The sequence below is a fragment of the Segatella copri genome, from assembly GCF_026015295.1.
In the GTDB taxonomy this organism is placed as follows: domain Bacteria; phylum Bacteroidota; class Bacteroidia; order Bacteroidales; family Bacteroidaceae; genus Prevotella; species Prevotella copri_C.
In genome coordinates this window covers 3,710,542-3,735,000 of the sequence record NZ_JAPDUW010000001.1, presented here as the reverse complement: position 1 = coordinate 3,735,000, position 24,459 = coordinate 3,710,542, and the positions used below count along the sequence as shown (strand labels likewise).

15 protein-coding genes and 2 rRNA genes (1 of these 17 only partly in view) are annotated in these 24,459 nt (G+C 46.2%); 7 read left to right on the top strand and 10 right to left on the bottom strand.

Annotation, left to right across the window (positions count from 1 at the left end; genetic code table 11):
- Positions 1-651: ribosomal RNA gene (locus tag ONT18_RS15470) — 23S ribosomal RNA — on the bottom strand; it reaches 2,247 nt to the left of the window's first position.
- Positions 652-996: 345 nt separating this feature from the next.
- A 16S ribosomal RNA gene (locus ONT18_RS15465) occupies positions 997-2,528 on the bottom strand.
- Together the 16S and 23S rRNA genes form the textbook arrangement of a ribosomal RNA operon.
- A 456-nt stretch (positions 2,529-2,984) precedes the next feature.
- Here ONT18_RS15465 and ONT18_RS15460 point away from each other — a divergent pair.
- The gene (locus tag ONT18_RS15460; RefSeq protein ID WP_153072850.1) at positions 2,985-3,650 is read left to right on the top strand and encodes a B3/B4 domain-containing protein; all 666 of its coding nucleotides are present in this window, start codon (positions 2,985-2,987) and stop codon (positions 3,648-3,650) included.
- A gap of 462 nt (positions 3,651-4,112) precedes the next feature.
- On the opposite strand, the gene ONT18_RS15455 is transcribed toward ONT18_RS15460, so the two are convergent.
- The 4 genes from ONT18_RS15455 to ONT18_RS15440 all read right to left on the bottom strand — a co-directional run bounded on the left by ONT18_RS15455 (position 4,113) and on the right by ONT18_RS15440 (position 10,673).
- Positions 4,113-4,694, bottom strand: coding sequence for a lipid-binding protein (locus tag ONT18_RS15455; RefSeq protein ID WP_118150768.1), 582 nt, complete (start codon positions 4,692-4,694; stop codon positions 4,113-4,115).
- Positions 4,695-4,722: 28 nt separating this feature from the next.
- Entirely contained in the window at positions 4,723-6,318 is a 1,596-nt protein-coding gene (locus ONT18_RS15450; protein WP_264906602.1) for a SusD/RagB family nutrient-binding outer membrane lipoprotein, read from the bottom strand.
- Between the two features lie 18 nt (positions 6,319-6,336).
- A complete protein-coding gene (locus tag ONT18_RS15445) occupies positions 6,337-9,498 on the bottom strand; it encodes a SusC/RagA family TonB-linked outer membrane protein (protein ID WP_118150772.1) in 3,162 nt (1,053 codons plus the stop codon).
- Positions 9,499-9,881: 383 nt separating this feature from the next.
- On the bottom strand, positions 9,882-10,673 hold the full coding sequence (locus ONT18_RS15440) for a Cof-type HAD-IIB family hydrolase (protein WP_153072854.1): 792 nt from the start codon (positions 10,671-10,673) through the stop codon (positions 9,882-9,884).
- 222 nt (positions 10,674-10,895) lie between these two features.
- On the opposite strand from ONT18_RS15440, the gene ONT18_RS15435 reads away from it, so the two are divergent.
- The 5 genes from ONT18_RS15435 to ONT18_RS15415 all read left to right on the top strand — a co-directional run bounded on the left by ONT18_RS15435 (position 10,896) and on the right by ONT18_RS15415 (position 16,918).
- Complete coding sequence (locus ONT18_RS15435) at positions 10,896-11,795, top strand: FimB/Mfa2 family fimbrial subunit (protein WP_264906598.1); 900 nt, start codon at positions 10,896-10,898, stop codon at positions 11,793-11,795.
- Between the two features lie 165 nt (positions 11,796-11,960).
- A complete protein-coding gene (locus tag ONT18_RS15430; protein ID WP_118201479.1) occupies positions 11,961-13,469 on the top strand; it encodes a TolC family protein in 1,509 nt (502 codons plus the stop codon).
- A gap of 34 nt (positions 13,470-13,503) precedes the next feature.
- Positions 13,504-14,487 carry an HlyD family secretion protein gene (locus ONT18_RS15425; protein ID WP_006849168.1) on the top strand — a complete coding sequence of 328 codons (984 nt, stop codon included), beginning with the start codon at positions 13,504-13,506 and terminating at the stop codon, positions 14,485-14,487.
- A 5-nt stretch (positions 14,488-14,492) separates the two neighbouring features.
- On the top strand, positions 14,493-15,656 hold the full coding sequence (locus ONT18_RS15420) for an ABC transporter permease (RefSeq protein ID WP_118085908.1): 1,164 nt from the start codon (positions 14,493-14,495) through the stop codon (positions 15,654-15,656).
- Entirely contained in the window at positions 15,656-16,918 is a 1,263-nt protein-coding gene (locus ONT18_RS15415; protein WP_264906595.1) for an ABC transporter permease, read from the top strand. Before ONT18_RS15420 ends, ONT18_RS15415 begins: the two co-directional genes overlap by 1 nt.
- Before the next feature lie 144 nt (positions 16,919-17,062).
- Here the strand turns inward: ONT18_RS15415 and ONT18_RS15410 are convergent, their stop codons facing one another.
- Positions 17,063-18,163, bottom strand: a complete 1,101-nt coding sequence (locus tag ONT18_RS15410) for an Mrp/NBP35 family ATP-binding protein (protein ID WP_022120906.1) — start codon at positions 18,161-18,163, stop codon at positions 17,063-17,065.
- A 169-nt stretch (positions 18,164-18,332) separates the two neighbouring features.
- Here ONT18_RS15410 and ONT18_RS15405 point away from each other — a divergent pair, with 169 nt between their 5' ends.
- Positions 18,333-20,465, top strand: a complete 2,133-nt coding sequence (locus ONT18_RS15405; RefSeq protein ID WP_264906593.1) for a glycosyl hydrolase 115 family protein — start codon at positions 18,333-18,335, stop codon at positions 20,463-20,465.
- Between the two features lie 483 nt (positions 20,466-20,948).
- On the opposite strand, the gene ONT18_RS15400 is transcribed toward ONT18_RS15405, so the two are convergent.
- The 3 genes from ONT18_RS15400 to ONT18_RS15390 form a co-directional block, all read right to left on the bottom strand.
- Positions 20,949-21,965: a branched-chain amino acid aminotransferase gene (locus ONT18_RS15400; RefSeq protein ID WP_006849163.1), complete on the bottom strand. Its 1,017-nt coding sequence runs from the start codon at positions 21,963-21,965 to the stop codon at positions 20,949-20,951.
- A gap of 312 nt (positions 21,966-22,277) precedes the next feature.
- Positions 22,278-23,168, bottom strand: coding sequence for a carbohydrate kinase family protein (locus ONT18_RS15395; RefSeq protein WP_117586455.1), 891 nt, complete (start codon positions 23,166-23,168; stop codon positions 22,278-22,280).
- Between the two features lie 48 nt (positions 23,169-23,216).
- Positions 23,217-24,368, bottom strand: coding sequence for an MFS transporter (locus tag ONT18_RS15390; protein ID WP_118085911.1), 1,152 nt, complete (start codon positions 24,366-24,368; stop codon positions 23,217-23,219).
- Positions 24,369-24,459: the final 91 nt, after the last annotated feature.

Genomic DNA, 24,459 nt, shown 5'->3' with positions numbered 1-24,459 from the left:
TCATGACACTCAACCTCGCCAGTGACGGTAACTCGTAGGATCATTATGCAAAAGGCACGCCGTCACATCTTACGATGCTCCGACCGCTTGTAGGCGTATGGTTTCAGGAACTATTTCACTCCCCTGCTCGGGGTTCTTTTCACCTTTCCTTCACAGTACTCGTTCGCTATCGGTCTCACGGGAGTATTTAGCCTTACCGGATGGTCCCGGCAGATTCGCGCAGGATTCCTCGTGTCCCGCGTTACTCAGGATACCGCTATGCCTGATCTGGCTTCGTGTACAGGATTATCACCTTCTGTGATGTAACTTTCCAGATACTTCCACTCACCATTTCAGTACAATGTCGCGGTCCTACAACCCCGCTGGCGCCTTGCGACGTCAACGGTTTGGGCTGTTCCCCGTTCGCTCGCCACTACTGGGGGAATCATTCATTTATTTTCTCTTCCTGCAGGTACTAAGATGTTTCAGTTCCCTGCGTTAGCTCTCAATCTTGAAGATTGAGTAACCGTCCTTCAGACGGCTAGGTTGTCCCATTCGGAAATCTCCGGATCAAAGGTTATTTGCACCTACCCGAAGCTTATCGCAGCTTATCACGTCCTTCATCGCCTCCGTGAGCCTAGGCATCCGCCATACGCCCTTTCTTACTTTCTTTACGACTGTATTTGCTATCAGTTGAACTGACAGCGAATAAGTAGCTCATACTTTCAGCTGTATTCTAACTTGTGAAATCTCATCTTGCGATTTGATTCACTTTAGTCTGAACTAAAGTTCATTACTTACAGTTTTGCTTGTGTCAATATGTCAAAGATCTTCTTGCCTTAAAAGGCATGGTGGAGATTGTGGAGTTGAACCATTTTGCTTGAGCCATCCCTATATATTATATAATGTATAAGGAATCCCAGTCTCCTGTATTTAATTAAACAGATGGTGCGTACAAGAAGAGAAGCGAACTTTTAATCAGATTCCTATATCTTCATAGGAAATTCGTCTCTCCAGAAAGGAGGTGTTCCAGCCGCACCTTCCGGTACGGCTACCTTGTTACGACTTAGCCCCAATTACCAGTTTCGCCCTAGGCCGCTCCTTACGGTCACGGACTTTAGGCGCCCCCGGCTTTCATGGCTTGACGGGCGGTGTGTACAAGGCCCGGGAACGTATTCACCGCGCCATGGCTGATGCGCGATTACTAGCGAATCCAGCTTCGTGGGGTCGGGTTGCAGACCCCAGTCCGAACTGAGACAGGCTTTAAGGATTTGATCGTACTTGCGTACGACCGTCTCTCTGTACCTGCCATTGTAACACGTGTGTAGCCCCGGACGTAAGGGCCGTGCTGATTTGACGTCATCCCCACCTTCCTCACACCTTACGGTGGCAGTGTCCCCAGAGTGCCCAGCTTCACCTGATGGCAACTAAGGAGAGGGGTTGCGCTCGTTATGGCACTTAAGCCGACACCTCACGGCACGAGCTGACGACAACCATGCAGCACCTTCACAGAGGCCCCGAAGGGCGTCATTGTCTCCAAATCCTTCCTCTGCAATTCAAGCCCGGGTAAGGTTCCTCGCGTATCATCGAATTAAACCACATGTTCCTCCGCTTGTGCGGGCCCCCGTCAATTCCTTTGAGTTTCACCGTTGCCGGCGTACTCCCCAGGTGGGATGCTTAATGCTTTCGCTTGGCCGCTGACCTATTCAGACCAACAGCGGGCATCCATCGTTTACCGTGCGGACTACCAGGGTATCTAATCCTGTTCGATACCCGCACTTTCGAGCTTCAGCGTCAGTTGCGCTCCAGTGAGCTGCCTTCGCAATCGGAGTTCTTCGTGATATCTAAGCATTTCACCGCTACACCACGAATTCCGCCCACTTTGTGCGTACTCAAGGAAACCAGTTCGCGCTGCAGTGCAGACGTTGAGCGTCTACATTTCACAACACGCTTAATCTCCGGCCTACGCTCCCTTTAAACCCAATAAATCCGGATAACGCCCGGACCTTCCGTATTACCGCGGCTGCTGGCACGGAATTAGCCGGTCCTTATTCATAAGGTACATGCAAAAAGTCTCACGAGACTCACTTTATTCCCTTATAAAAGCAGTTTACAACCCATAGGGCCGTCATCCTGCACGCTACTTGGCTGGTTCAGACTCTCGTCCATTGACCAATATTCCTCACTGCTGCCTCCCGTAGGAGTTTGGACCGTGTCTCAGTTCCAATGTGGGGGACCTTCCTCTCAGAACCCCTACTGATCGTTGCCTTGGTGGGCCGTTACCCCGCCAACAAGCTAATCAGACGCATCCCCATCCATCACCGATAAATCTTTAATCTCTTTCAGATGTCTTCTAGAGATATCATTGGGTATTAGTCTTACTTTCGCAAGGTTATCCCCAAGTGGTGGGCAGGTTGGATACGCGTTACTCACCCGTGCGCCGGTCGACGCCTATCGGAAGCAAGCTTCCAATATCGTTTCCCCTCGACTTGCATGTGTTAAGCCTGTAGCTAGCGTTCATCCTGAGCCAGGATCAAACTCTCCATTGTAAAATATCATTTTTACCTAGCCTTGCGGCTTGGTTTGTTTGTTGTCTGTACTTAGGACGAATATCCTTTTCGTTTATTGAAGCTTAGTAAACCTGACTTGTCAATTGCTTGACGGTTCGTTTCTTTTACCCAGTCAACTTTCTTATTTCTAAGAAGTTAACCGCTTCTTGTACTACTTGTCTGTTTATGTAAAATCTTTCAAAGAACTCTTTCTTTAATCGCTAAGAGAAAGTGTATTTCTCAAAAGCGAGTGCAAAAGTACTAACTATTTTTCATTCCACCAAATCTTTTCACAAAAAAGTTTCATTTTAGTCAAATATTTAACAGTTATAAACATTTAAACTATTTTTACACCTTATTATATACATAAATAGACTGAACTTTTGGCTATTCCAATATTTCTTCGTACTTTTGCCCTATCAATCAGTTAGGTTTAACAGAAAACGGAAATTCATCATGAAAATTATTGTATCAGAAGAAATCGAATCGGTATGTCCCACCTTTGTGGGAGCATGCGTGGAAGCCAATGTGGTAAACACCCCTTATTGCCAGGAACTTTGGGATGAGATTCATGCACTTGGCGAAAAGTACAAAGAGACGCTGACCACGGAATCGCTGAAAGAGATGAGTGGAATTGCCGCCACCCGAAAAGTGTACCGTGCCTGCGGCAAGGATCCTTCGCGTTACCGTCCGGCATCAGAAGCCCTTATCCGCAGAATGCTCCAGGGCAAGGAACTCTACCAGAGAGATACGCTGGTGGACCTGGTGAACCTGGCGAGCATAGCCTACGGCTACAGCATCGGCGGATTTGATGCAGACAAGTTTGAAGGCGACACCCTGACCCTGGGCGTAGGCAAAGCCAACGAACCATACGAAGGCATCGGCAGAGGCATGATTAATATAGAAGGTCTGCCTGTTTACAGAGACAAGACAGGTGGTGTAGGAACCCCGACCAGCGACAACGAGCGAACCAAAATGAGTATTGACACCACCCATCTGGTGGTTCTCATCAACGGATATGACGGAGACGAACAGCACGTTCGCGAGAATGCCGAATACATTATCGAGCTTCTGAAGAAATATTGCCAGAGTGATGGAGGCAGCTACTTCATCTACAAATAAAGAGAATGTGTCATAAGTTTATGATTCACCCTCTTCTATTTGTTGAAAGAGATAGGATATGACGCTGAAAGAGATAGGATATGTTGTTGGAAGAGATAGAATAAGTTGTTGGAAGAGATAGGATATGTTGTTGAGACAGTCAGTATCTTCGGTCGCACAACAGCTGTTGTGCGCTTGCATAACAGCTGATATGCGCATGCACAACACCTGTTGTGCATGCGGTAGCCAACTGTTATACACCAACTATTATCCAGACTTATGACACACCCTCATTAACCAAGAAATCTCTCTTATAAATTCAAAAAGGGGACTGGCCACCGCCAGTCCCCAAGACGAGAGAGATATAAGTGTTGACTTTGTCAACAACGAGGCAAATCACTTTGCCTTATATCTTTAATATTATTCCTAGACAATATCATTAGAAACATCATCTAGGAATAATTCATGTATAGCAAAAGTATATTACTTGTTATCCTCAGCCCAACCAGTAGACTTAAAGCCTGTTACTCTGTAATGATATCCAGGCTGGTCAGAACGGGAATAGGTGAAACTGATTTCATCTGTCACAGTACCAGATACAGTAGTATAAGTATTGTGACCACACTTACCGCTAACAGTTACCTTGTCGGTAGCTGTAGCAGAGTTACCAATGAAATCATCCACATTCTCACCACCAAAAGTATAAGCACTCATATCAATAGATACCTTAGCATTGATGGCGTAAGCTGCCTTAGAGGCAGTTGAGCCTACACGAATCCATGCCTTATCCTTATCATAATCGGTAGTATTGCTGAGATAGGCATAGAGAACACCCGAAGTGGTTCCTGTACCATCAGTCTTAAAGATGAATTCAGCATCTGTTGGATTAGAAGCCCAATACTCTGCATCTGTCTTAGAAGCATCATAACCTCTCTCCACATTGATTCTATACTCACCACCAACAGGAGCAATAGGAGTATAATCGATATCGAAATCGTCTCCCTCAGAGCATGCAGTAAACAATGCTACGAAAACAAAGCTCAAAAAATATAATATTTTCTTCATGACTTTTCGTTTATTACATTAATAATCATTACTTCTCCCACCAAAGTTTCTTGGTCAGCGAGTTTCCATTCTCTTCTACATACTTGGCAGCAGCAGAGTTATACAATGTAGTAGCTGTAGGATAAAGCAATCGCATAGGATACTCACCGGCATTCATATTGCTAGCACCTGGATCAACCAAATTGCCTAACACATAACCATCAGACAATTCACGCTGCAAAGCAGTTGTTGATTTACGAACAGTAATATTAGCCTGCACCTCAGGAATACCCAAACGGTTACGGGTCATCCAGCCATCATAAGCATTCGCTCCAGCATAAGTTACCCAATACTGCATGGCGATACTATGAAGCATATCAGCCTTATCGAACTTGTAAGCACCATCAACGAATGCAGTACCATCAAATCCCCAACGGCTGAAGCCGGCAAGAACACCCTTATTATAATATTCCTCAGCCTTTTCAGCATCACCCAAACGAGCATAAGCCTCAGCAATCATCAATTCGCATTCAGCCTCGTTCATCAGATAGACAGCATCATCATAAGCCTGTTTCATACGAGAAGACTTAGAGATTGCAATACCACCCTCTGTAGTTTCATCAGTAGTTGGCTTATCTCCGCAAGGAAGGCCCTCGTAGCATTCATCCATGTGAGCAACCAGTTCCTCATCAGAAGAATAGCCGAGAGTTTTTTTGGCATTAGCAGTTACCTCATACAACTTGATGATACGAGGATCCTTCTTATCCAAAAGATACTCTAAGAAAGTATGACAAGCACGAATATTCTCAGTAGTATTCAACTGACGGATATTAAATTCATAAAGAGGATTACCCTTATTAGCGCCATCTTCCCAATTTACCCAAGCACAATCCTGCTCCAAAAGACCACCTGCACTAAGTAAAGCCTGAATATCAGATTTATGAGCGTCGAAGTCTTTGAGATACATCTTCAACTTCAAACTCTTTGCAAAGCCTGCCCAGCTATCCATACTGCCTCCCAAGAAACAGTCAGCAGTTCCTAAAGGTGAAGCTTTTTCTGCAGCTTTAGCATCATCGAGTTTGGCAATGGCAGCATCCAGCATCTCCAGAATACCTGGATAAACTACGGTTTTGCTATCATCGAATGCAGCATGTGGATTGTTTTCGACATCAAGGGCACCTGTAAACGGAATATCACCATAAGTATCAGTCAATACCAAGAAATTATAGGCCTGAAGAATCTTGGCAACCATCCAATAGTTCCAAGCCTTACTTTCTTCAGCAGAAGCCAAAGCCAGCTTTAAATCTTCCAGACTGTTGGCATATGTATTCTGCCAAATCGTAGTAACAGGAGGAATAGAACCTGATGTTGTTACAGCATAATTAGACAATGTATTATACTGGTTTGTACTATTACCCTGTGTTACATACTGGCACCAAAAGTCACCAGTAATTTGCTGATAAAGACCACTGACAGCTACGATAGAACCTTCGGCAGCCGGAAGCAACTGCTTGTAGGAAGCTGTAGAAGGATAGTTTGGGTTGTAGTTGATATCCAAATAACCGGAATCGCTACAAGAAGTAACAGTACCCATTGTCAAGAGGGCTCCCAGCAATGCTGCGCTTAAAAATTTATATCTTTTCATATAAGAAATCTCCTTTAATTAAAATACAACCTTCAAGTTAATACCATAGTTGCGAGTTGACACAGAACCCATAGTCTCACCAAACTCAGAGCTGATATCATTACCAAAGTTAGAAGACTCTGGGTCGATATAATTCTGATGCTTTGGAGTGATGAGCAACAAGTTGTGGCCAACTAGACTCAAAGACAACTTCTGCATCTTCAATGCACTTGTGATTGTCTTAGGGAAATCGTATGTCAAAGCCAACTCACGGAGTTTGAAGTAAGAACGGCTTACAACGAAATCACGACGCACCTCCGGGTTGTAGCTATAGTTACCCTGAACATAATTCATATAGTTGGAAGCAACTGGAATATTATTCTCGACATACTCTCCACCAACAATCTTTACAGAATGAGGATAAACAAAAGCATCACGCTCATTGAATACGGTCTCTGTAGAGTTACCATTGAAGTGAGTAATATAAGATGTCTCAGAATACATCAATCCACCCTTATGCCAGTCGCCCGTTGCAGCAAGACTCAAGTTCTTCCACTTCAGATGTGTGGTGAAGCCCATTACGAAATCTGGCTGAGAAGAACCGAGATAATCATAATCTGTAGTACTAGACTGCAAGAAACCATTACCATTTACGATTCTATAACCATAATATGGACTGTTTTTATCTGTTACCTTCTGTGTTGCTGGCAACTTGAAGATACCGATAGGCTCACCAACCTTCAATACGTAAGATACACCACGCATAGAAGAATACAAACCAGTACTTGTAGTACCTACAGGAATGGTATATTCATCAAGACCATCCCAAAGTTCCTTCACCTTACTCCAGTTCTTAGCGTATGTAGCACCTACACTCCACTCCCAATCCTTAGTACGGATAGGAGTAAAATTAACCATCGCCTCAATACCCTTGTTCTGAAGTTTACCTACATTACGGGTGTTAGAAGTATAACCTGTCTCAGGAGCCAAAGTAGCAGAGATAATCTGATTTTTGGTTGTACGATCATAGTAAGCCACATCGAAGCTCAAACGGTTGCCAAAGAATGTACCGCTCAAACCAAGCTCATACTCAGTTGTAATCTCAGGCTTCAATGATTTATTTGGCAAACGGTTATACTCTGTCAAACCAGAAACACCGGAAATTGGCAAATATGTATAATAAGACTGGAATGGACGATAATATGAATTAGTCATATATACATCAGCATCATTACCTGTCTGACCTATAGCTGCACGAACCTTCAACAAGTCGATTTGCTTGACATTCTTCAAAGCAGGAATAGCCTGATTCAGAAGCACAGACACATTGGCACCGCCATAGAAGAAGCTGTTATCACCCATAGGAAGAGTAGAAGACCAGTCGTTACGGGCAGAAAGGTTCAGGAAAGCCCAATCCTTATAACCCAATTCAACCTGTCCCAAGAGACCCAACAATCTTCTATTCCATGAGTCAGTATCAGTAATCGAATAGGAAGATGTATTACTCAAGGAATTCCAACCTGGAATATCCAACTGCTCATTATAACCACCTACATTATCATAGTTTCTCTGGTTCAAGTTCCAACCTAAGGTTGCACCTACCGAGAAATCACCGAAAGTATGATTACCGGTCAATAAGAGGCTGGCATCAATCTGTCCACGCTGAGAACGATACTTAGAATAGTAACCCTGGTTACCTACAGTTGTACCATTACCAGTTGCCTGATAAGAACCTTCGGTATAAATAATACGTGGTTCGATGCGCTCGGTCTTATAATTGGTATAATCACCACCGAAACGGCCAATTACCTTGATATCCTTGGTAATATCGTATGACAACTCCAGCTTACCATAAATACGGTCGTCCTGATAAGTAGAATAGAAGTTATCTACCATATAATATGGGTTGGTAGCATACAATGTATAGTAGTTATCTACATTGTTACGCTCAAGGTTGTAATCCTTCATATCGGTGAAACGAACATCAGAAGCACCCTGAAGCAGCTCCATATACATATCACGAGAACGGCGCATATCCTTGCGAACATAGTTCAGGGACATGTCCAGATGGAATCTGTCGATATTGGCGTAACCACGGAGTGAGAAGGTATTACGATGATATGTATCACCATCATTAGGAGTAATACCATTAGAACTTACATTACCGTAAGATGCAACAATACCTACTTTCTCATCACCATAGCGGAGAGATACGTTGTTGTTCCATTCCTTACCTACCTGATAGAAGTCACGGATATTGTTCTTAACATAAGAAAAAGGCTTGGTTAAAGTCTCGCCGTTAGAAAGACCGGTGGAACCATACCAGTGCTCACGACCATCGAGGCGAGGTCCCCAAGAACCATTCTCCTCATTAGACCAGGAACCCCAACCTTGACCAAAGAGATTCTGAGTCATTGGCACACGGAGCACATCAGTAAATGTCAAAGAACCATCGTAAGTGATAGAAGCCTTCTTGTTACCCTGTGGCTTCTTTGTAGTAATCATGATAACACCATTGGCTGCACGGGAACCATAAAGAGCAGTAGCAGAAGCACCCTTCAATACAGTTACCGATTCAATATCCTCTGGGTTAATGTCGCCTGCACCACTACCAAAGTCAACAGAGTTATCACCCAAACGGTCATTGTTGATAGGCACACCATCAACAATATACAATGGGTTGTTGCTGGAAACAGAAGAAATACCACGAATTACGACTTTCTGAGAGGTACCTGTAACACCACCACCAGAAATCTGCACACCAGCCATCTTACCCTGAAGACCACTCATCAGGGAACCAGACTTAGCAACAGTCAACTCAGAAGCGTTGGCTGTACTGGCAGCATAACCCAAAGTTTTCTCTGAACGTTTCATACCCAAGGCAGTAACAACTACCTCGTCAAGATTTCTTGCATCAGAAGCCAAAATGATCTTCATCTTAGCAGATGCTTTCATTGTTTTAGTCTGCATGCCGAGGTAACTGATTTCCAAGACAGCATCCTTGCTGGCATTAGGAAGCGTAAAATTACCATCGACATCAGTCGCTGTTCCAGTCTTAGTTCCTACAATTCTTACAGATGCGCCAATCACCGGCTCACCATCTTCCTGAGAAACAACCTTACCTGTAACAGTAGTTTGAGCGAGAGCCATTCCTGTTGAAAGAACAAGCCCCCCCATGAGCATGGTCAATCTTTTTACCATAATTCTCTCTCTTAAAAATTAAACAACTTACAAATATCGGGTGCAAAGATACATACTTTTTGCTAATTAAACAATTTTTTAGCAAACAATTTGATACAAAATATCAACTTTATAGTACTTTTTGTATATTTTTCGTATATTCTATTACTTTTCGTAAGCATTTCTGGTATTTATTCTCACAAAACGTAAATAACAAGAAGAAACTAGGTACAAAAGGGAGGTTTAAAAACAGAAAGGCAAACACGCCATTTATTACAATAAATAACATGTTTGCCTTTATTATTTTATTAAAATGAAACTCGCCTATCAAAAAGGCTTCATCAGGATTACACCTTATTATATATAGGGAGTTATGAAAAAAAAAAGTCAATAACGCCGGGAACTTAAATCACGCCAAAATGGAGGAGCGCATTCTTAACACCATCTTCATCCACATGAGTCGTAATGTAATCGGCTACCTGCTTGAGATTATCTCCTGCATTGCCCATTGCAACACCGGTGCCTGCCTCCCGTACGATGGAAATATCATTGCCGCCATCGCCGAAAGCCATGGTTTCTTCTATGTTCAAACCCAGATAATCAGCCATTGCATGCAAGCCCTTGCCCTTATCCGCATCGGCTGCCGTAATATCCGTAAAGGCAGGATGCCATCTGCCCGAGGTGCAGTTGCGGAGCGTAGGCATCAGGAGCGCCTCCTGCTCTACCGAACAGAAAGGAGTAACCTGCAGAACCTGCTCGTCTCCCAGTTCATTCACATCGGTCAGGAAGATTTCACAATCCACCCCCAGTCCCTTGGCAAAGATTTCATAAACCTCGTCAGTATAATGATGGATAGCGAGATGATGCTCTCCTACGACGATTGCCGGATAATCATCACGGTCGGCTGCCTCGATAATCTTCTTTACATCTTCAGGAAGGATGGCGTGCTGGCTCACCACCTTATCGCCTACAAAACAGCGGGCTCCATTGGTGGTGATGTAACCGTCGATGAGATGTTCTATCTGACCGAGGTTGTTGATGATGAGTTGCGGACGACCGGTAGAAATATACACCTCTACCCCATTCTTCTTAGCCTGCTCCAAGGCATCTACCGTGCTCTGCGGAATCTTGTGAGTTTTGAAACTCACCAGGGTGCCGTCAATATCAAAAAACAATGCTTTTATCTTCTTATCCATACCAATATCTTCTATACCTTATTATATATACAATGCAAAATCGGCTCTGTAAGTACAGAAAAACCGATGCAAAATTACGAAAAAACAGATAAATGACAAAAAATATAAAGATTTATTAGATTTTACTTGCATAGAAAAGAGAAAAAACGTATATTTGCCACATCTTTATGCCCGAGGAAACTCCGAGATAACGCATAGAGCAACTAGTAAATAAGAACGGTTATGAGTAAGAATCCCTATCGGTTACTGGCATCCCTGTTGCTGATGCTCGTAGCGACGCTTACTTCATGCGAGAAGTTTTCGATTGACGAAACAACCGGAAAATCACGTGAGGCAAACGCCAATGTAACTATCCATGTGCAGAAAATAGAAGGCATAAGTCTGCTGACAACCAAAGCTGCCGACAAGCAGATGGCACTGGGCGATGTGTGCTCCAGACTGACACTTGCCATCTTTGACGGAGAGGAGAAACTGGAGACGGTGAACCAGCTTTCAACAGACAATGGCTTCGGAACAGCCTATGTAAGTCTGGACGAAGGAGAATACCGACTGGTGGTGATTGCCCACAACGGAAAGGGAAACTGCTCTGTCAGCGCACCCGAGAAAGTAAAGTTTGCAAGCAACAAACTTACCGACACCTTCTATTATTACGGCAGGTTGAGCGTAAACGAAGAGGGCGCCACCACAAACATCAACCTGAGGCGAGCAGTTGGCGCCTTCAAGTTACATATTAACGACGAAACCATTCCCGAAGAAATCAGAAGCATCAAGTTCTATTATACCGGCGGCAGCAGCACCCTGGATGCAACCACCGGATTCGGCTGCGTGAACAGCCGTCAGACCGAGAATTTCAGTATGAAAGATGGCGGCAGAGACTTTACCGTCTACACCTTCCCACATGAAGAAGAGAAGAACATCAAGATGAGTATCAGCTTTCTGGATGCCGATGCAAAGGTGGTAAAGAGTTTTGAAAAAGCCGATTTGAAAATCCATCAGAACCAAACAACCTATACCGAGATTTCCATTGCTGACGGATTCGGTGGCGGAGACGACAGTACGGGTGGTGGAATAAGCATTACCGTAGACCCTACCTGGGGGGAGACAGAACGGGTGAATTTCTAAGAAACAGACGATTAAGGGATTACGGAAAACCAGAAGGTATGTTCTATTTTTCCACAATGCAATATAATTTTTGATTCTTAAAGATTTGATAAACAAAATTTCTTTGTCATTTAAGAATAATTCCATAATTTTGCATCCAATATTATATAATATTATAAACAAAGGATGAAAAAATATATAACTCTTATCATGCTGATGGGAGCATTGATTCCTGCTGGGGCTCAGGCACAAACGCTGAGCCTTGACAGTTGCCGTGCCATGGCGCTGCGCAACAACAAGCAGCTCAATGCCTCGAAGCTCAAGAAAGACGTGGCGTACAACATGAAGAAATCGGCACGTACCAAATATCTTCCTAAAGTAGATGCTTTAGGCGGTTACGAATGGTTCAGCAGGGAGATTTCGCTGCTGAACGACGGTCAGAAATCAACATTCAGCAATATCGGCTCTACCGTTACCGGAGGAATATCGGGAGGAGCCAGCAATCTGATGAGCCAACTTGTAAGTCAGGGAATGATTACCCCGGAGATAGCGCAGCAGATAGGCGGACTGCTGAATGAGAAACTGGGACCCCTGCAGCAGCAAGGCAATGCGCTGGGAGAGAAACTGGTAGATGCTTTCCGTACCGACACCCGCAATATCTGGGCTGGAAGCGTGATGGTTCGCCAACCTATCTATATGGGTGGAGCCATCATTGCAGCCAACAAGATTGCCGACATCGGAGAGCAGATTGCAGAGAATGATCTCGACCAGCAGACCCAGAGCACGCTCTACAGCATAGACCAGGCTTACTGGCTCGCCGTTTCGCTGAAGCAGAAGCAGAAACTCGCCATCAGTTACCGCGACCTCGTAAAGAAACTGAACGAGGATGTTCATAAGATGATTCAGCAGGGAGTAGCCACCAAGGCAGACGGACTGAAGGTAGACGTGAAAGTGAACGAGGCTGAGATGCAGATTACCCAAGCAGAAGACGGACTCGCCCTGTCGAAGATGCTGCTCTGCCAGCTCTGCGGCATTCCGATGAACCAGGAAATCACACTTGCCGATGAAGATAAGGAAACCCTGGCTTTATCAGGAACTCCTGTTGACACCGAGCAGCAGAAAGTGGCAGCACAGGATTCGGCGCTGAACACCCGGCCGGAACTCCGCATGCTGCAGAATGCGCTCGACATCTCTAAAGAAGCTACCAAAATGGTTCGCGCCATCAATCTGCCTCACGTCATGCTGACAGGCGGCTACATGATTTCGAACCCGAACGTATTCAATGGTTTCCAGAAGAAGTTTACCGGAGTCTGGAACGTAGGCGTGATGGTTCATGTTCCGGTATGGAACTGGTTCGACGGCGCCTACAAGGTGAGAGCCGCCAAGGCTGCCAGCAATATCGCCCAGATGAACCTGGATGATACGAGAGAGAAGATTCATCTGCAGATTACTCAAAGCCAGTTTAAGGTAAAGGAAGCCCAGAAGAAGCTCAACATGGCAATGAAGAACATCGCCAGTGCAGATGAGAACCTGAGATGCGCCAACCTCGGTTTCAAGGAAGGCGTGATGGAGGTTACCGACGTGATGGCTGCACAGACTGCCTGGCAGAAAGCACAGAGCCAGAAGATTGATGCAGAAATCGACGTGAAGCTGACTCAGGTTGGGCTGAACAAGGCGCTCGGTATCCTGCAGTAATAATAATAACAAATTTAAATTCAGATTAAGCAAAATGTCTAAGAAATCACAGCATAACAACATATTGCTCGCTGTAATCGGTTTTACAGCAGTAGTCATTCTCGTAGGCGTCATCGGTTTCTTCACCCTGGAACAGAAGGATGACACCATTCAGGGCGAGGTAGAAGTATCAGAATACAGAGTGTCCTGCAAACTTCCTGGACGCGTAGTAGAACTCCGCGTTCAGGAAGGCGATTACGTTCATGTGGGCGATACGCTCGCCATCCTCGAAGTGCCGGAAATGAAATCGCAGGAACAGATGCTCCAGGCTACCAACGCTGCAGCCGAGGCGATGAAGGACCTGACGGATGCAGGTGCACGCAAGGAGCAGATTCAGGGCGCTTACCAGTTGGTTCAGCAGGCTGAAGCTGCCGCAACCATCGCCAAGAAGACCTACGACCGCATGCAGAACCTCTTCAACGAGGGTGTAATCAGCGGTCAGAAACGCGATGAGGCTTACGCAGCCTACAAGGCTACAGAGGCTCAGGTGGCTGCTGCCAGAAGTCAGTACGATATGGCGAAGAATGGCGCCCGCGAACAGGAGAAGCGCATGGCTGCCAACAACACCCAGGCTTCGAAGAGCGCTGTGGATGTAGTGAAGAATCTTCTGAAAGAGACCGTTCAGATTGCCCAGTGCGAGGGCGAGGTTAGCAATGTCTATCCTAAGGTAGGCGAGCTGGTAGGCCTCGGCTCTCCTATCATGAGCATCTCTATCATGAGCGATATGTGGGGAACCTTCAATGTTCGCGAAGACCATCTCAAGGGGCTGAACAAGGGCGATGAGTTCACCGCTTACGTTCCTGCCTTCAACAAGGACATCAAGATGAAGGTTTACTACCTGAAAGACCAGGGCTCTTACGCTACCTGGAAGGCAACCAAGGATAATGGCGACTACGACCGCAAGACATTCGAGGTGAAGGCCCGTCCTGTCACAAAGATTGAGGGATTGCGCCCGGGAATGTCACTCATCATTAAATAACATCTATGTTTAAGAAATTATATCATATAGCCCTCAGAGAATGCGGCATCATGTGGAAGAACCCCATTTATCTCTTCTGCATGGTCATCTTCCCCATCGTGGTGGTAATTTTCTTCACCACGCTGATGAAGGGAGGAGTGCCTACCGACATGCCTGTGGGCATAGTAGATCAGGACAACTCCGCCACATCGCGCCAGCTGGTACATAAGCTCGATGCCTTCCAGACCACCAAGGTAGTGGCTCATTACGAGAACATGGCAGAGGCAAGACATGCTATCCAGAAGAACGAAATCTACGCCTTCCTGCTGATTCCTGACGGAACAGAGGCAGGCCTGATGGCCCAGAAGCAGCCTAAGATTTCATTCTATTACAGCAGCGTATCGCTGGCAGCCGGCTCCCTGCTCTTCCGCGATCTGAAAACCATCTCTACCCTGGGAGGTGCGGCGGCAGGAATGGCGAAACTTTCGGCGCTGGGAAAGACGAACGATGAAATCATGACCTTCCTACAGCCTATCGCCGTAGATCTGCACATGATAGGCAACCCATACGCCAACTACAACTATTATCTTTCGAGCGTAATGGTGCCGGGACTCATCATGCTGTTCATCTTCCTGATTACACCTTATTCTATAGGTACGGAACTGAAGTTCAACCGGGCAAGAGACTGGATGCGGATGGCAGGCAACAATCCTTATCTCGCCATTGCGGGTAAGATGCTGCCACAGACACTCATCTTCCTGAGTATCTTCCTGCTATTCGAATTCTACATCTATTATGTATTGCAGTTTCCACATCCGGGCGGCGCGCTTCCTATCATCCTGTTAGGCATTCTGAGCGTACTCTCCTGCCAGTGTTTCGGCATCTTTGCCTTCGGACTGATGCCTTCATTGCGCATGTCGATGAGTATCTGTTCGTTGTGGGGCGTGGTGAGTTTCTCCATCTGCGGAGCCACCTATCCGCTCTTCTCGATGGATTCTCCGATCCAGTCTATCGGCCAGCTTTTCCCGATGCGCCACTATTACATGATTTACCAGATGAACATCTTCAATGGTTTCCCTATGAGCGATGCTGTGCTCCACTGGGGCGCAATGGTGCTGTTCTGCGCCCTGCCGATGCTCACTGTCTGGAACATCAAGAAGGCAATGCTGGTATATAAATACTTACCGTAATGAAGAAAAGTAGTTTATTATATAAGATTATCAATGGCATCTGGGACATGTGCTACATCTGGAAGACGGAAATGCGCAATGTTTTCCGCGATGAGGGTGTGCTCATTTTCTGCATTCTGGTGCCGCTGGGTTATCCGCTGCTCTACTCTTGGATCTACAACAACGAGGTGGTGAGAGAAGTGGATACGGCGATTGTGGACCTGAGCCACAGTCACAGTTCACGCGAGTTTATCCGCGATTATGATGCTTCACCAGACGCCAAGGCTACCTATTACTGCAACAGTCTGGACGAGGCGAAGGAACTGGTGCGCAGACAGGCAGTTCACGGAATCCTTTACTTCCCTGCCGACTTCGATACGAAGCTGAACCGGGGCGAACAGGCGCATGTGGGAGTTTACTGCGATATGAGTCTGATGCTGACCTATAAAGCGATTTATCAGACCTCGCAGGCCGTAGCCAGCCACATCAACTCGAGCATCCAGATAACACAGGCTGGAGGATTTACAGATAGAGACGATGAGATTACCACCGAGCCGCTCGCCTTTGATGAGGTTCCGATATTCAACACGACAGGAGGTTACGGAAATGCCATTCTGCCGGCTGTGCTGGTTCTTATCCTGCAGCAGACGATGCTGCTGGGCATAGGAATGGCAGCGGGAACATCAAGAGAACTCAACAGAAACCGCGAACTCATACCGGTAAGCGAGCATTATGGCGGTATTTTCCGCATTGTTTTCGGCAAGGCATTGGTTTATTTCATGGTTTATGCCGTGATGGGAATGTATCTTACGCTGGTAGTTCCCAAGCTGTTCAGTTTTGTAAGTATGGTAACGTGGACCACCATTCTCGGTTTCCTCCTTCCTTACATTCTTTCGTGCGTTTTCTTCGGTCTGATGCTGTCGTGTCTGGTAAGATATCGTGAAAATGTGATGCTTCTGGTGGTATTTACCTCCGTTCCGTTGCTTTTTATGACGGGAGTTTCATGGCCATTGAGCAATATTCCGGGCTTTTGGCAAGGATTTTCGTGGGTTTTCCCATCCACTTTCGGCATCCGCGGGTTCCTCAGAATCAGCAGTATGGGTGCTTCGCTTTCAGATATTCTGCCGGAATTCAGAGCACTCTGGATACAAACGGGTGTCTATTTTCTGGCTACCTGCCTGGTTTTCAGGCAGCAACTGAGATCGGCAAGACTCAAGGCTGACCTTACTGCCGAAGTAGCAGAAGAAGAGGAGGAGGCGGAAGAAATCGTGGAGAATAGATAATGTACAATGCATAATTTCGGGGGTGACCATGCAAAAAACAGCTGTTAACTGTTAACCTGTTAACTCCTCTGATAAAAAAAAGCTAGGACTGCTTGAGGGCAATCCTAGCTTTTTATTTTATACCCTTATCAAATAGGATATTTACTACTTGTGTGTACTAACAATCTTGGTTGGAGCCTTCTCGGCATTTCTGCGGTTCACCACCGTTACTACGCTTTGGGCAAGGCTGAGGAATGCCTGACCGGTAATGGAATCAACCTTGGTAGCAGCAGGCGCACCATCATCACCACCCTCGCAGATGCTCTGAACGATAGGAATCTGGGCGAGCAGAGGCACATTCATTTCCTTGGCGAGGTTCTTGCAACCCTCCTTACCAAAGATATAATACTTGTTCTCAGGCAGCTCGGCAGGCGTAAAGTAAGCCATATTCTCGATTAGTCCGAGGATAGGCACATTCACCTTATCATTCTGATACATGTCAATACCCTTTCTCGCATCGGCAAGCGCCACCTGCTGAGGCGTACTTACGATAACTGCACCCGTAATGGAAAGCGTCTGGAGCAGCGTAAGATGAATATCGCTTGTGCCAGGAGGCGTATCGAGGATAAAGTAATCCAACTCACCCCAGTCAGCATCAGCAATCAGCTGCTTCAGGGCAGAACAAGCCATTCCGCCGCGCCACAGAGTAGCAGTAGTAGGACTTACGAAGAAACCGATACTCAGGAGCTTCACGCCATATTTCTCGACAGGTTCGATGAGGTCTCTGCCGTCCTTGTGAACAGAATAAGGACGCTCCTCCTCCACACCGAACATCTTAGGCATGGAAGGACCGAAGATATCAGTATCGAGCAAACCCACCTTGTAGCCCAACTTAGCCAAGGCGATAGCGAGATTGGCAGAAACGGTGCTCTTGCCTACTCCACCCTTACCAGAGCTTACAGCAATGACGTTCTTCACCTGTGGCAGCATCTTGCCCACCTCAGGACGAGGAGCCGACTTGAACTCTGTAACGATTTCCACCTCTACATCTTTCGAAATATGATAATGGATGGCAGCCTCGGCCGCCTTCACCGTACTCTTGAGGAAAGGATCCGTATCACGAGGAAAGAGAAGAACCACCTTCACCTTCATACCATTGATGCTAGGCGTATCTGCCAGCATCTCGCTCTCTATGAGGTTCTTCTTGGTGCCTGGATAAATCACCGTAGCAAGCGCCTCTTCAATCAATTTTGGATATAATGTCATCATTTCTTTTTATTTATTTGGTGCAAAAGTAACAATAAATAATGTAATAAGCAAATAAAAACTAAATAATTTCAGATATTAAACACTTTTATGTATCTTTGCAAAATGCAGAAATGTGTAGTTTCAGCAAAAGCGAATCTACAACCGAACAGACAAAAACATAAGAAAAATGAAATATAAAAAGATTATATTAGGCGTTGCCTTGGCTCTGGCCTGCTTCTCTAGCCTGAATGCCAACGCGCTGACCGAAACCAAAGTGAAGAAGACGGAAACTCAGGCCGCAGCACCCAACGTTTATTGGACCGACGGCTACGGCAGAGTATCTTATACCACCAACTCTATCATTTCGCCGGTAGTAAAAATTGCCCTCAAGGAGTTTGCGGGCGATATGAAAGCCGTAACCGGATTCGATGCGAAAGAAAAATCAGGTGCTCCGATACAGATTTACCAGCTCGACCAGCTCACCAACAAGGAGTTTTCAGCAGTAGAAAAACTCGGTGCGCCGCTGCATCTTATTATCACTGCAAAGGATGCTTTCTACATCGGTACGAGGAAAGGGAAACTCATCGTTATCGGAAGCAACGCCCGCGGAACGGCTTACGCCATCATGAAACTCTCTGAGCTGGCTGGCGTTTCGCCTCTGGCGGCATGGAACGACCTGCAGCCGGCGCAGCGCAAGAGCCTATATACACCCGTAGACCAGCAGTGGATTGAGGTTCCGAGAATAGAATTCAGAGGACTTGCCCTGAACAACAGCCAGTGGATGAAACCGCAGAACTACAGCCGCATCGCCCGTCTGATGCTGCGCCTGAGAGCCAATACGCTGTGGCAGGTAGACGGCAGGCACGAGGCTGCTTACAACAAGGCTGTGGTAGACAGTTTCGATATCTGCGTGGCGGAAAACTACAAGGTGACGGAGTTTGTGGGCAAGAAGCACAAGAAGAAACACCGCAAAACCATCGAGAATGTGAAGCTGGTCTGCTCGGATGCACAGATGGAGATGAGCAATCTCTCGCCGGGCCTGCTTCTCGAAATGCTCAACAGCAAGGATTATCTGGAGAGCAAGAATGCCCAGCACGGCAAATCGCACCGCTCTGCCGCTCACAACGACGAAGACTGTGCCTGGATAGCCAACATTACCAATCCGAAGCTGTCAACCTTCCAGCTAGCCATGATGATGAACCTGGCGTGGAATAGAAACGCCCTGAAAGCAGGTTGCAAGACGTATATCCAGAACACTCTCAACGCATTCTTTGGCGCCATTACGGGCAAGAAAATCATGCCTCTGATGGAAGAATATTACCGTCTTACCAGCATCCGCCATTCCGCTTATATGGCGATGCCTTACGGCGATACTGAGTTTCATTCAGGCGAATTCGGCAACGAACTGGAGCGTTTTCTCTACCGCTACGACCTGTTGAAGGCGAAGACTGAATCCATCGAACGCATGCTGCCTCAGAACCAGAAAGACGGTTTCTTCGAGGTTGTGAAATATCCGATATTCCTGGCTGCCTTAGTAGCCGAAAAGGAGCTGGAGGCACAGGAAGCAAGACACATCGCCCGTCCGGGACTGTTTAATAAAGACGATGAGGCGAAGGCTGCAGCGGCTGTGAGCATCGATGCTTACAACAAACTGAAGCAGCTCAATGCCTACTACAGTCGCATCAGAAACGGCAAATGGAAGGATTTCATCCTTACCAACGGTGCAGAGATGCAGGCTCCGCAGATTCCGGGCACACTCCCGGCTGCCGATATCAAGCGGCTGAAAGCTGATGCCTTCGACCGCAGCAACGATTTCAAGCCGCTCTCTGTAGTTACCGGCGACATCATTGCCAAGAATGCCTACGAATGGAGCAAGGCTACTGAATCACCGCTTGCCCAGGCTGCCGTAAGAGGAGCCGAGAAGATTACCGTCCGTCCGCTGTTAGGTCACAGCGGCAAGGCTGTGAAATTGCCGAAGGGAGCCAGTCTGAGCTATGATTTCTACTGCGACAAGAGCGGTGATGCGCGTTTTACCATCGCCGCAATTCCTTGCTTCCTAAACGCTGTAAAGGATATGAGGGTGAGTGTGAGCATAGACCGTGGCGAACCGGTAATCTGCCAGTTGAAGGAGGTTTACAACTCAAAGAACTGGCAGTTTGACCTGTGGCGCGGACAGACGCTGAAGAGCTTCTACGTTACGCTGCCTGGCGGCAGTCACAACGTAACCATCAAGGCTTTAGACGATAATGTGATGATTGACCAGTGGGTTCTGGATTACAATGTAGACAGAGAATATTACGTATTCCCAGTTGCAAAATAAGAGGCTTTTCTGCAGTTTTTCAGGCTTAAATGAAGACCGGGCTGTGGCATAAAAGATGCCGGGGCAGAGGCTTAAATGAGGGCTGTCATGAGGTTTTTACGTAGCTTTTCATGAGGCTTTTATGATGCTGAAATGTGTTAAGAATCCTAACTCATAGCTTCTTCCCCCGCATCTCTATGACTTATGCCCCGCAAAGCACAGAGACGGGGAAAAAAGAGCGAGGGGTTAACAGGTTAACAGTTAACACCCCAAAAATGCATGGTTCCCCCCACACACATATAAAAATAAGTATATATATATTATATTATAATAAGGTACGCGCGAGGGGGAGTATCGAAAAAACAGCTGTTAACTGTTAACTCTGTTAACCCCCAGGCATAAAAAGACATAAAAAAAGCACTCCTAGGAGCGTGAACTCCTCAAAGTGCCTTGATCATAATTATATTTCTAATATTGGTTTTTACGCAATAAAGAAGTCATTGATTACTCAATAACTACGGTTGTCCAACCATGCTTGTCCTCAATAGTACCATACTGGATTCCGCGAAGCGTATCATACAGGTGCTTAGAGACAGGACCTGGCTTCTCACCGAAGTTGTAGCGCTTGCCTGTATCCAAGTCATCAATGTAGCTGATAGGACTTATTACGGCAGCAGTACCGCAAGCACCAGCCTCCTCGAAAGTATCCAGCTCATCCTCAGGAATCTGACGGCGCTCCACCTTCATACCGAGGTCCTCAGCCAACTGCATCAGACTCTTGTTGGTGATAGAAGGGAGGATAGATGTACTCTTAGGAGTAACGTATGTATTATTCTTGATTCCGAAGAAGTTGGCAGCACCACACTCATCCATGTATTTCTTCTCCTTGGCGTCGAGATAGAACTCGCATGCATAACCCTTCTCGTGAGCGATATTGTTGGCTCTGAGAGAAGCAGCATAGTTGCCACCAACCTTATAGATACCTGTTCCGAGAGGAGCAGAGCGGTCGAAATCACGGATGATGACGTATGGGTTGGTAGAGAATCCACCCTTGAAGTATGGACCTACTGGAGTTACGAAGATAAGGAAGCAATACTCCTTAGAAGGATGAACACCCACCTGAGCACTTGTACCGATGAGCAGCGGACGGATATAGAGCGTAGCACCACTCTCGTAGGTAGGAATCCACTCCTGGTTGAGGCGAACCACCTTCTTCACCATTTCCTCGAACATTTCTGTAGGCACCTCTGGCATCAGAATGCCGCGACATGTGCTCTGCAAGCGCTTAGCGTTCTCGTCCATACGGAACACGCGCACCTTACCGTCTGGGCAACGATAAGCCTTCAAGCCCTCGAATGCCTCCTGGCCATAGTGCAGACAGGTTGCAGCCATGTGCAATTTCAAATACTCATCAGAGCAAACTTCTATTTCGCCCCATTTGCCGTCGCGATAGTAACAGCGAACATTGTAGTCAGTCTGGCGATAGCCAAATGACAAATTAGACCAATCTAAGTCTTTCATAACATCTATATTTTTAATGTTCTACTAATATTTTAAATGCAAAAATACAAAATAATCTATTAATCTGCAACTCTTTTACAATATTTTTAATGAAAACGTTATCTTTTTATTCATTTCTGCCATTTTGGGGCATCATTTCACCATTTTAGGGGGTTCTTTTATTGTAATTGAGAGATTGTATTACTGAAAATGAAAAAGCTGCACCCATTCTTCGCGAACAGGATGCAGCTTACCAACTAACATTAACTTTAAATCAACTATTCTTTAAACCTATCATTTTATATTGCTATATAACCAATAGGGGAAGCGAGGTTAACGGGTGTATTCCTCAGGAATCTGAGGCATCGCTCCATTCTGGGTACAAACGTAGGCACTTACCTTTACGGCAAGTTCGTGAGCCTCCTGAATGCTCTTGCCCTTCAGAATGCTGGCACAGAATGTGCCGGTAAAGCTGTCGCCTGCACCTACTGTATCAGCCACCTCAACCTTTGGAGTCTCCTGGAATGACTTCACACCCGGAGCAAAGACATAGCTGCCGTTTACACCGCAGGTCAGCACGAGCATATCGAGATTATACTTGCCGAGAATCAGCCAGCACTTGTTCTCGATATCCAATCCTGGATAACCAAAGAGACGGCCGATGGTAATCAACTCCTCATCGTTGATTTTCAACACATTGCAGCGCTTCAAGCTCTCGGTAATCACCTCAGGAGTATAGAAGTTCTGACGAAGATTGATGTCGAAGATCTTCAGACAATCCTCTGGAGTATGATCGAGGAACGTATAAATGGTCTTACGGCTAACCTCACTGCGCTGTGCCAGAGAACCCCAGCATACAGCTCCAGCATTGACAGCAATCTCCCTAATATCACTGGTGAACGGGATATTATCCCAAGCTACACCCTGCTTGATATCGTAAGTAGGAACGCCCTCCTTGTCGAGCTGCACCTGAACTGTACCGGTAGGATAATCTACTTCAGGCATTACATACTTCAACTTCTTCTCATCGAGAATGCGAAGGGCTGTTTCGCCCAAGGCATCCTTACCCACAGCACTCACGGCTACAGAATGCAAACCATGCTGACCTGCGTGGTAAGCGAAGTTGGCAGGAGCACCGCCGAGTTGAGAACCACTAGGGAGAACGTCAAAGAGGATTTCGCCCAAACCTACACAATATTTTGTATTTAAATTCTTTGTTTCCATAATTACACCTTAATTATATACGATATAAACGATTGCGGATGATTTATATTATAACTTGCGGATATAAGTGAAGAGATAAGCGACTCCCACAGCCATGACAGCCACAGCACCAGCCTGACCGATAGCATCACTGGCAAAGCCCATAATCAAAGGGAAGACGGTACCACCGAAGAGTCCCATGATCATCAGTCCACTCACCTCGTTCTTCTTATCAGGCATAGCTAGAAGTGCCTGAGAGAAAATCATGGAGAACACGTTAGAGTTGCCATATCCCACCAGGGCGATGGCGATATAAAGCATCATCTTGCTCTCGCCTACCCACATGCCTATCATACTCAGAGCCATCATCACTACGCTGATAACGAAGAAAGTGCGGGTCTTCATCATGCGGAGGAAAACAGTACCGGTGAAACATCCGATGGTACGGAAGATGAAGTAGAGCGATGTAGCGAAGGCAGCCTCGTTCAGCGTCCATCCCAGACGCTCCATCAGAATTTTAGGAGCTGTGGTATTGGTACCTACATCAATACCTACATGGCACATGATACCGATGAAGGAAAGCAGCACGATAGGTTTGCCAAGCAACTTGAAGCACTCGCCAAAGCCGGAAGCCTTACCCTCGTTCTTCTCCTCCTCGATAGGTGTACCAGCCAGGAAGAAGGTAGCTGCGATTCCGATAACCATATAGATTGGGAAGAGAATTCTCCAGCCTAAACCAAAGGTAGGAATGCTTGCCATGGCGCCCCACATAGCGATGTATGGAGCCAGGAAGGAAGCTATCGCCTTGACAAACTGACCGAAGGTCAATGTGGATGCCAGGTTCTGACCTGATGTCACCACCGAAACCAGAGGGTTCAGGGATGTCTGCATCAAGGCATTTCCGATGCCGAGCAATGAGAACGACACGAGCATCAGCTCAAAGTTTTCGCCAAAGATGGGCAAAAGGAGTGAGATAACGGTAACGAGCAAAGACAGGAGTACTGTCTTCTTTCTACCTATCTTATTCATCAGGATTCCCGTAGGAACCGAGAAGATGAGAAACCAGAAGAATACCAGCGATGGGAACAGATTGGCTGTTGCATCATTGAGGTTGAGATCTTCCTTTACGTAGTTGGAGGCAATACCTACCAAATCTACAAATCCCATGGCGAAGAAACAGAGCATCACCGGGATGATTGATAACTTTGATGATTTATTCATAATTGTTAGCGTTATTGTTTCTATTTTGCTGGTGCAAAGGTAGCGATAAACGATACAATATATCATAAAATATCGTTCATCGGCTACCATT

Coding starts and splice junctions, on each gene's coding strand:
- ONT18_RS15460 (WP_153072850.1), top strand. CDS start 2,985: ATGAAAATTATTGTATCAGAAGAAATCGAATCGGTATGTCCCACCTTT.
- ONT18_RS15455 (WP_118150768.1), bottom strand. CDS start 4,694: ATGAAGAAAATATTATATTTTTTGAGCTTTGTTTTCGTAGCATTGTTT.
- ONT18_RS15450 (WP_264906602.1), bottom strand. CDS start 6,318: ATGAAAAGATATAAATTTTTAAGCGCAGCATTGCTGGGAGCCCTCTTG.
- ONT18_RS15445 (WP_118150772.1), bottom strand. CDS start 9,498: ATGGTAAAAAGATTGACCATGCTCATGGGGGGGCTTGTTCTTTCAACA.
- ONT18_RS15440 (WP_153072854.1), bottom strand. CDS start 10,673: ATGGATAAGAAGATAAAAGCATTGTTTTTTGATATTGACGGCACCCTG.
- ONT18_RS15435 (WP_264906598.1), top strand. CDS start 10,896: ATGAGTAAGAATCCCTATCGGTTACTGGCATCCCTGTTGCTGATGCTC.
- ONT18_RS15430 (WP_118201479.1), top strand. CDS start 11,961: ATGAAAAAATATATAACTCTTATCATGCTGATGGGAGCATTGATTCCT.
- ONT18_RS15425 (WP_006849168.1), top strand. CDS start 13,504: ATGTCTAAGAAATCACAGCATAACAACATATTGCTCGCTGTAATCGGT.
- ONT18_RS15420 (WP_118085908.1), top strand. CDS start 14,493: ATGTTTAAGAAATTATATCATATAGCCCTCAGAGAATGCGGCATCATG.
- ONT18_RS15415 (WP_264906595.1), top strand. CDS start 15,656: ATGAAGAAAAGTAGTTTATTATATAAGATTATCAATGGCATCTGGGAC.
- ONT18_RS15410 (WP_022120906.1), bottom strand. CDS start 18,163: ATGACATTATATCCAAAATTGATTGAAGAGGCGCTTGCTACGGTGATT.
- ONT18_RS15405 (WP_264906593.1), top strand. CDS start 18,333: ATGAAATATAAAAAGATTATATTAGGCGTTGCCTTGGCTCTGGCCTGC.
- ONT18_RS15400 (WP_006849163.1), bottom strand. CDS start 21,965: ATGAAAGACTTAGATTGGTCTAATTTGTCATTTGGCTATCGCCAGACT.
- ONT18_RS15395 (WP_117586455.1), bottom strand. CDS start 23,168: ATGGAAACAAAGAATTTAAATACAAAATATTGTGTAGGTTTGGGCGAA.
- ONT18_RS15390 (WP_118085911.1), bottom strand. CDS start 24,368: ATGAATAAATCATCAAAGTTATCAATCATCCCGGTGATGCTCTGTTTC.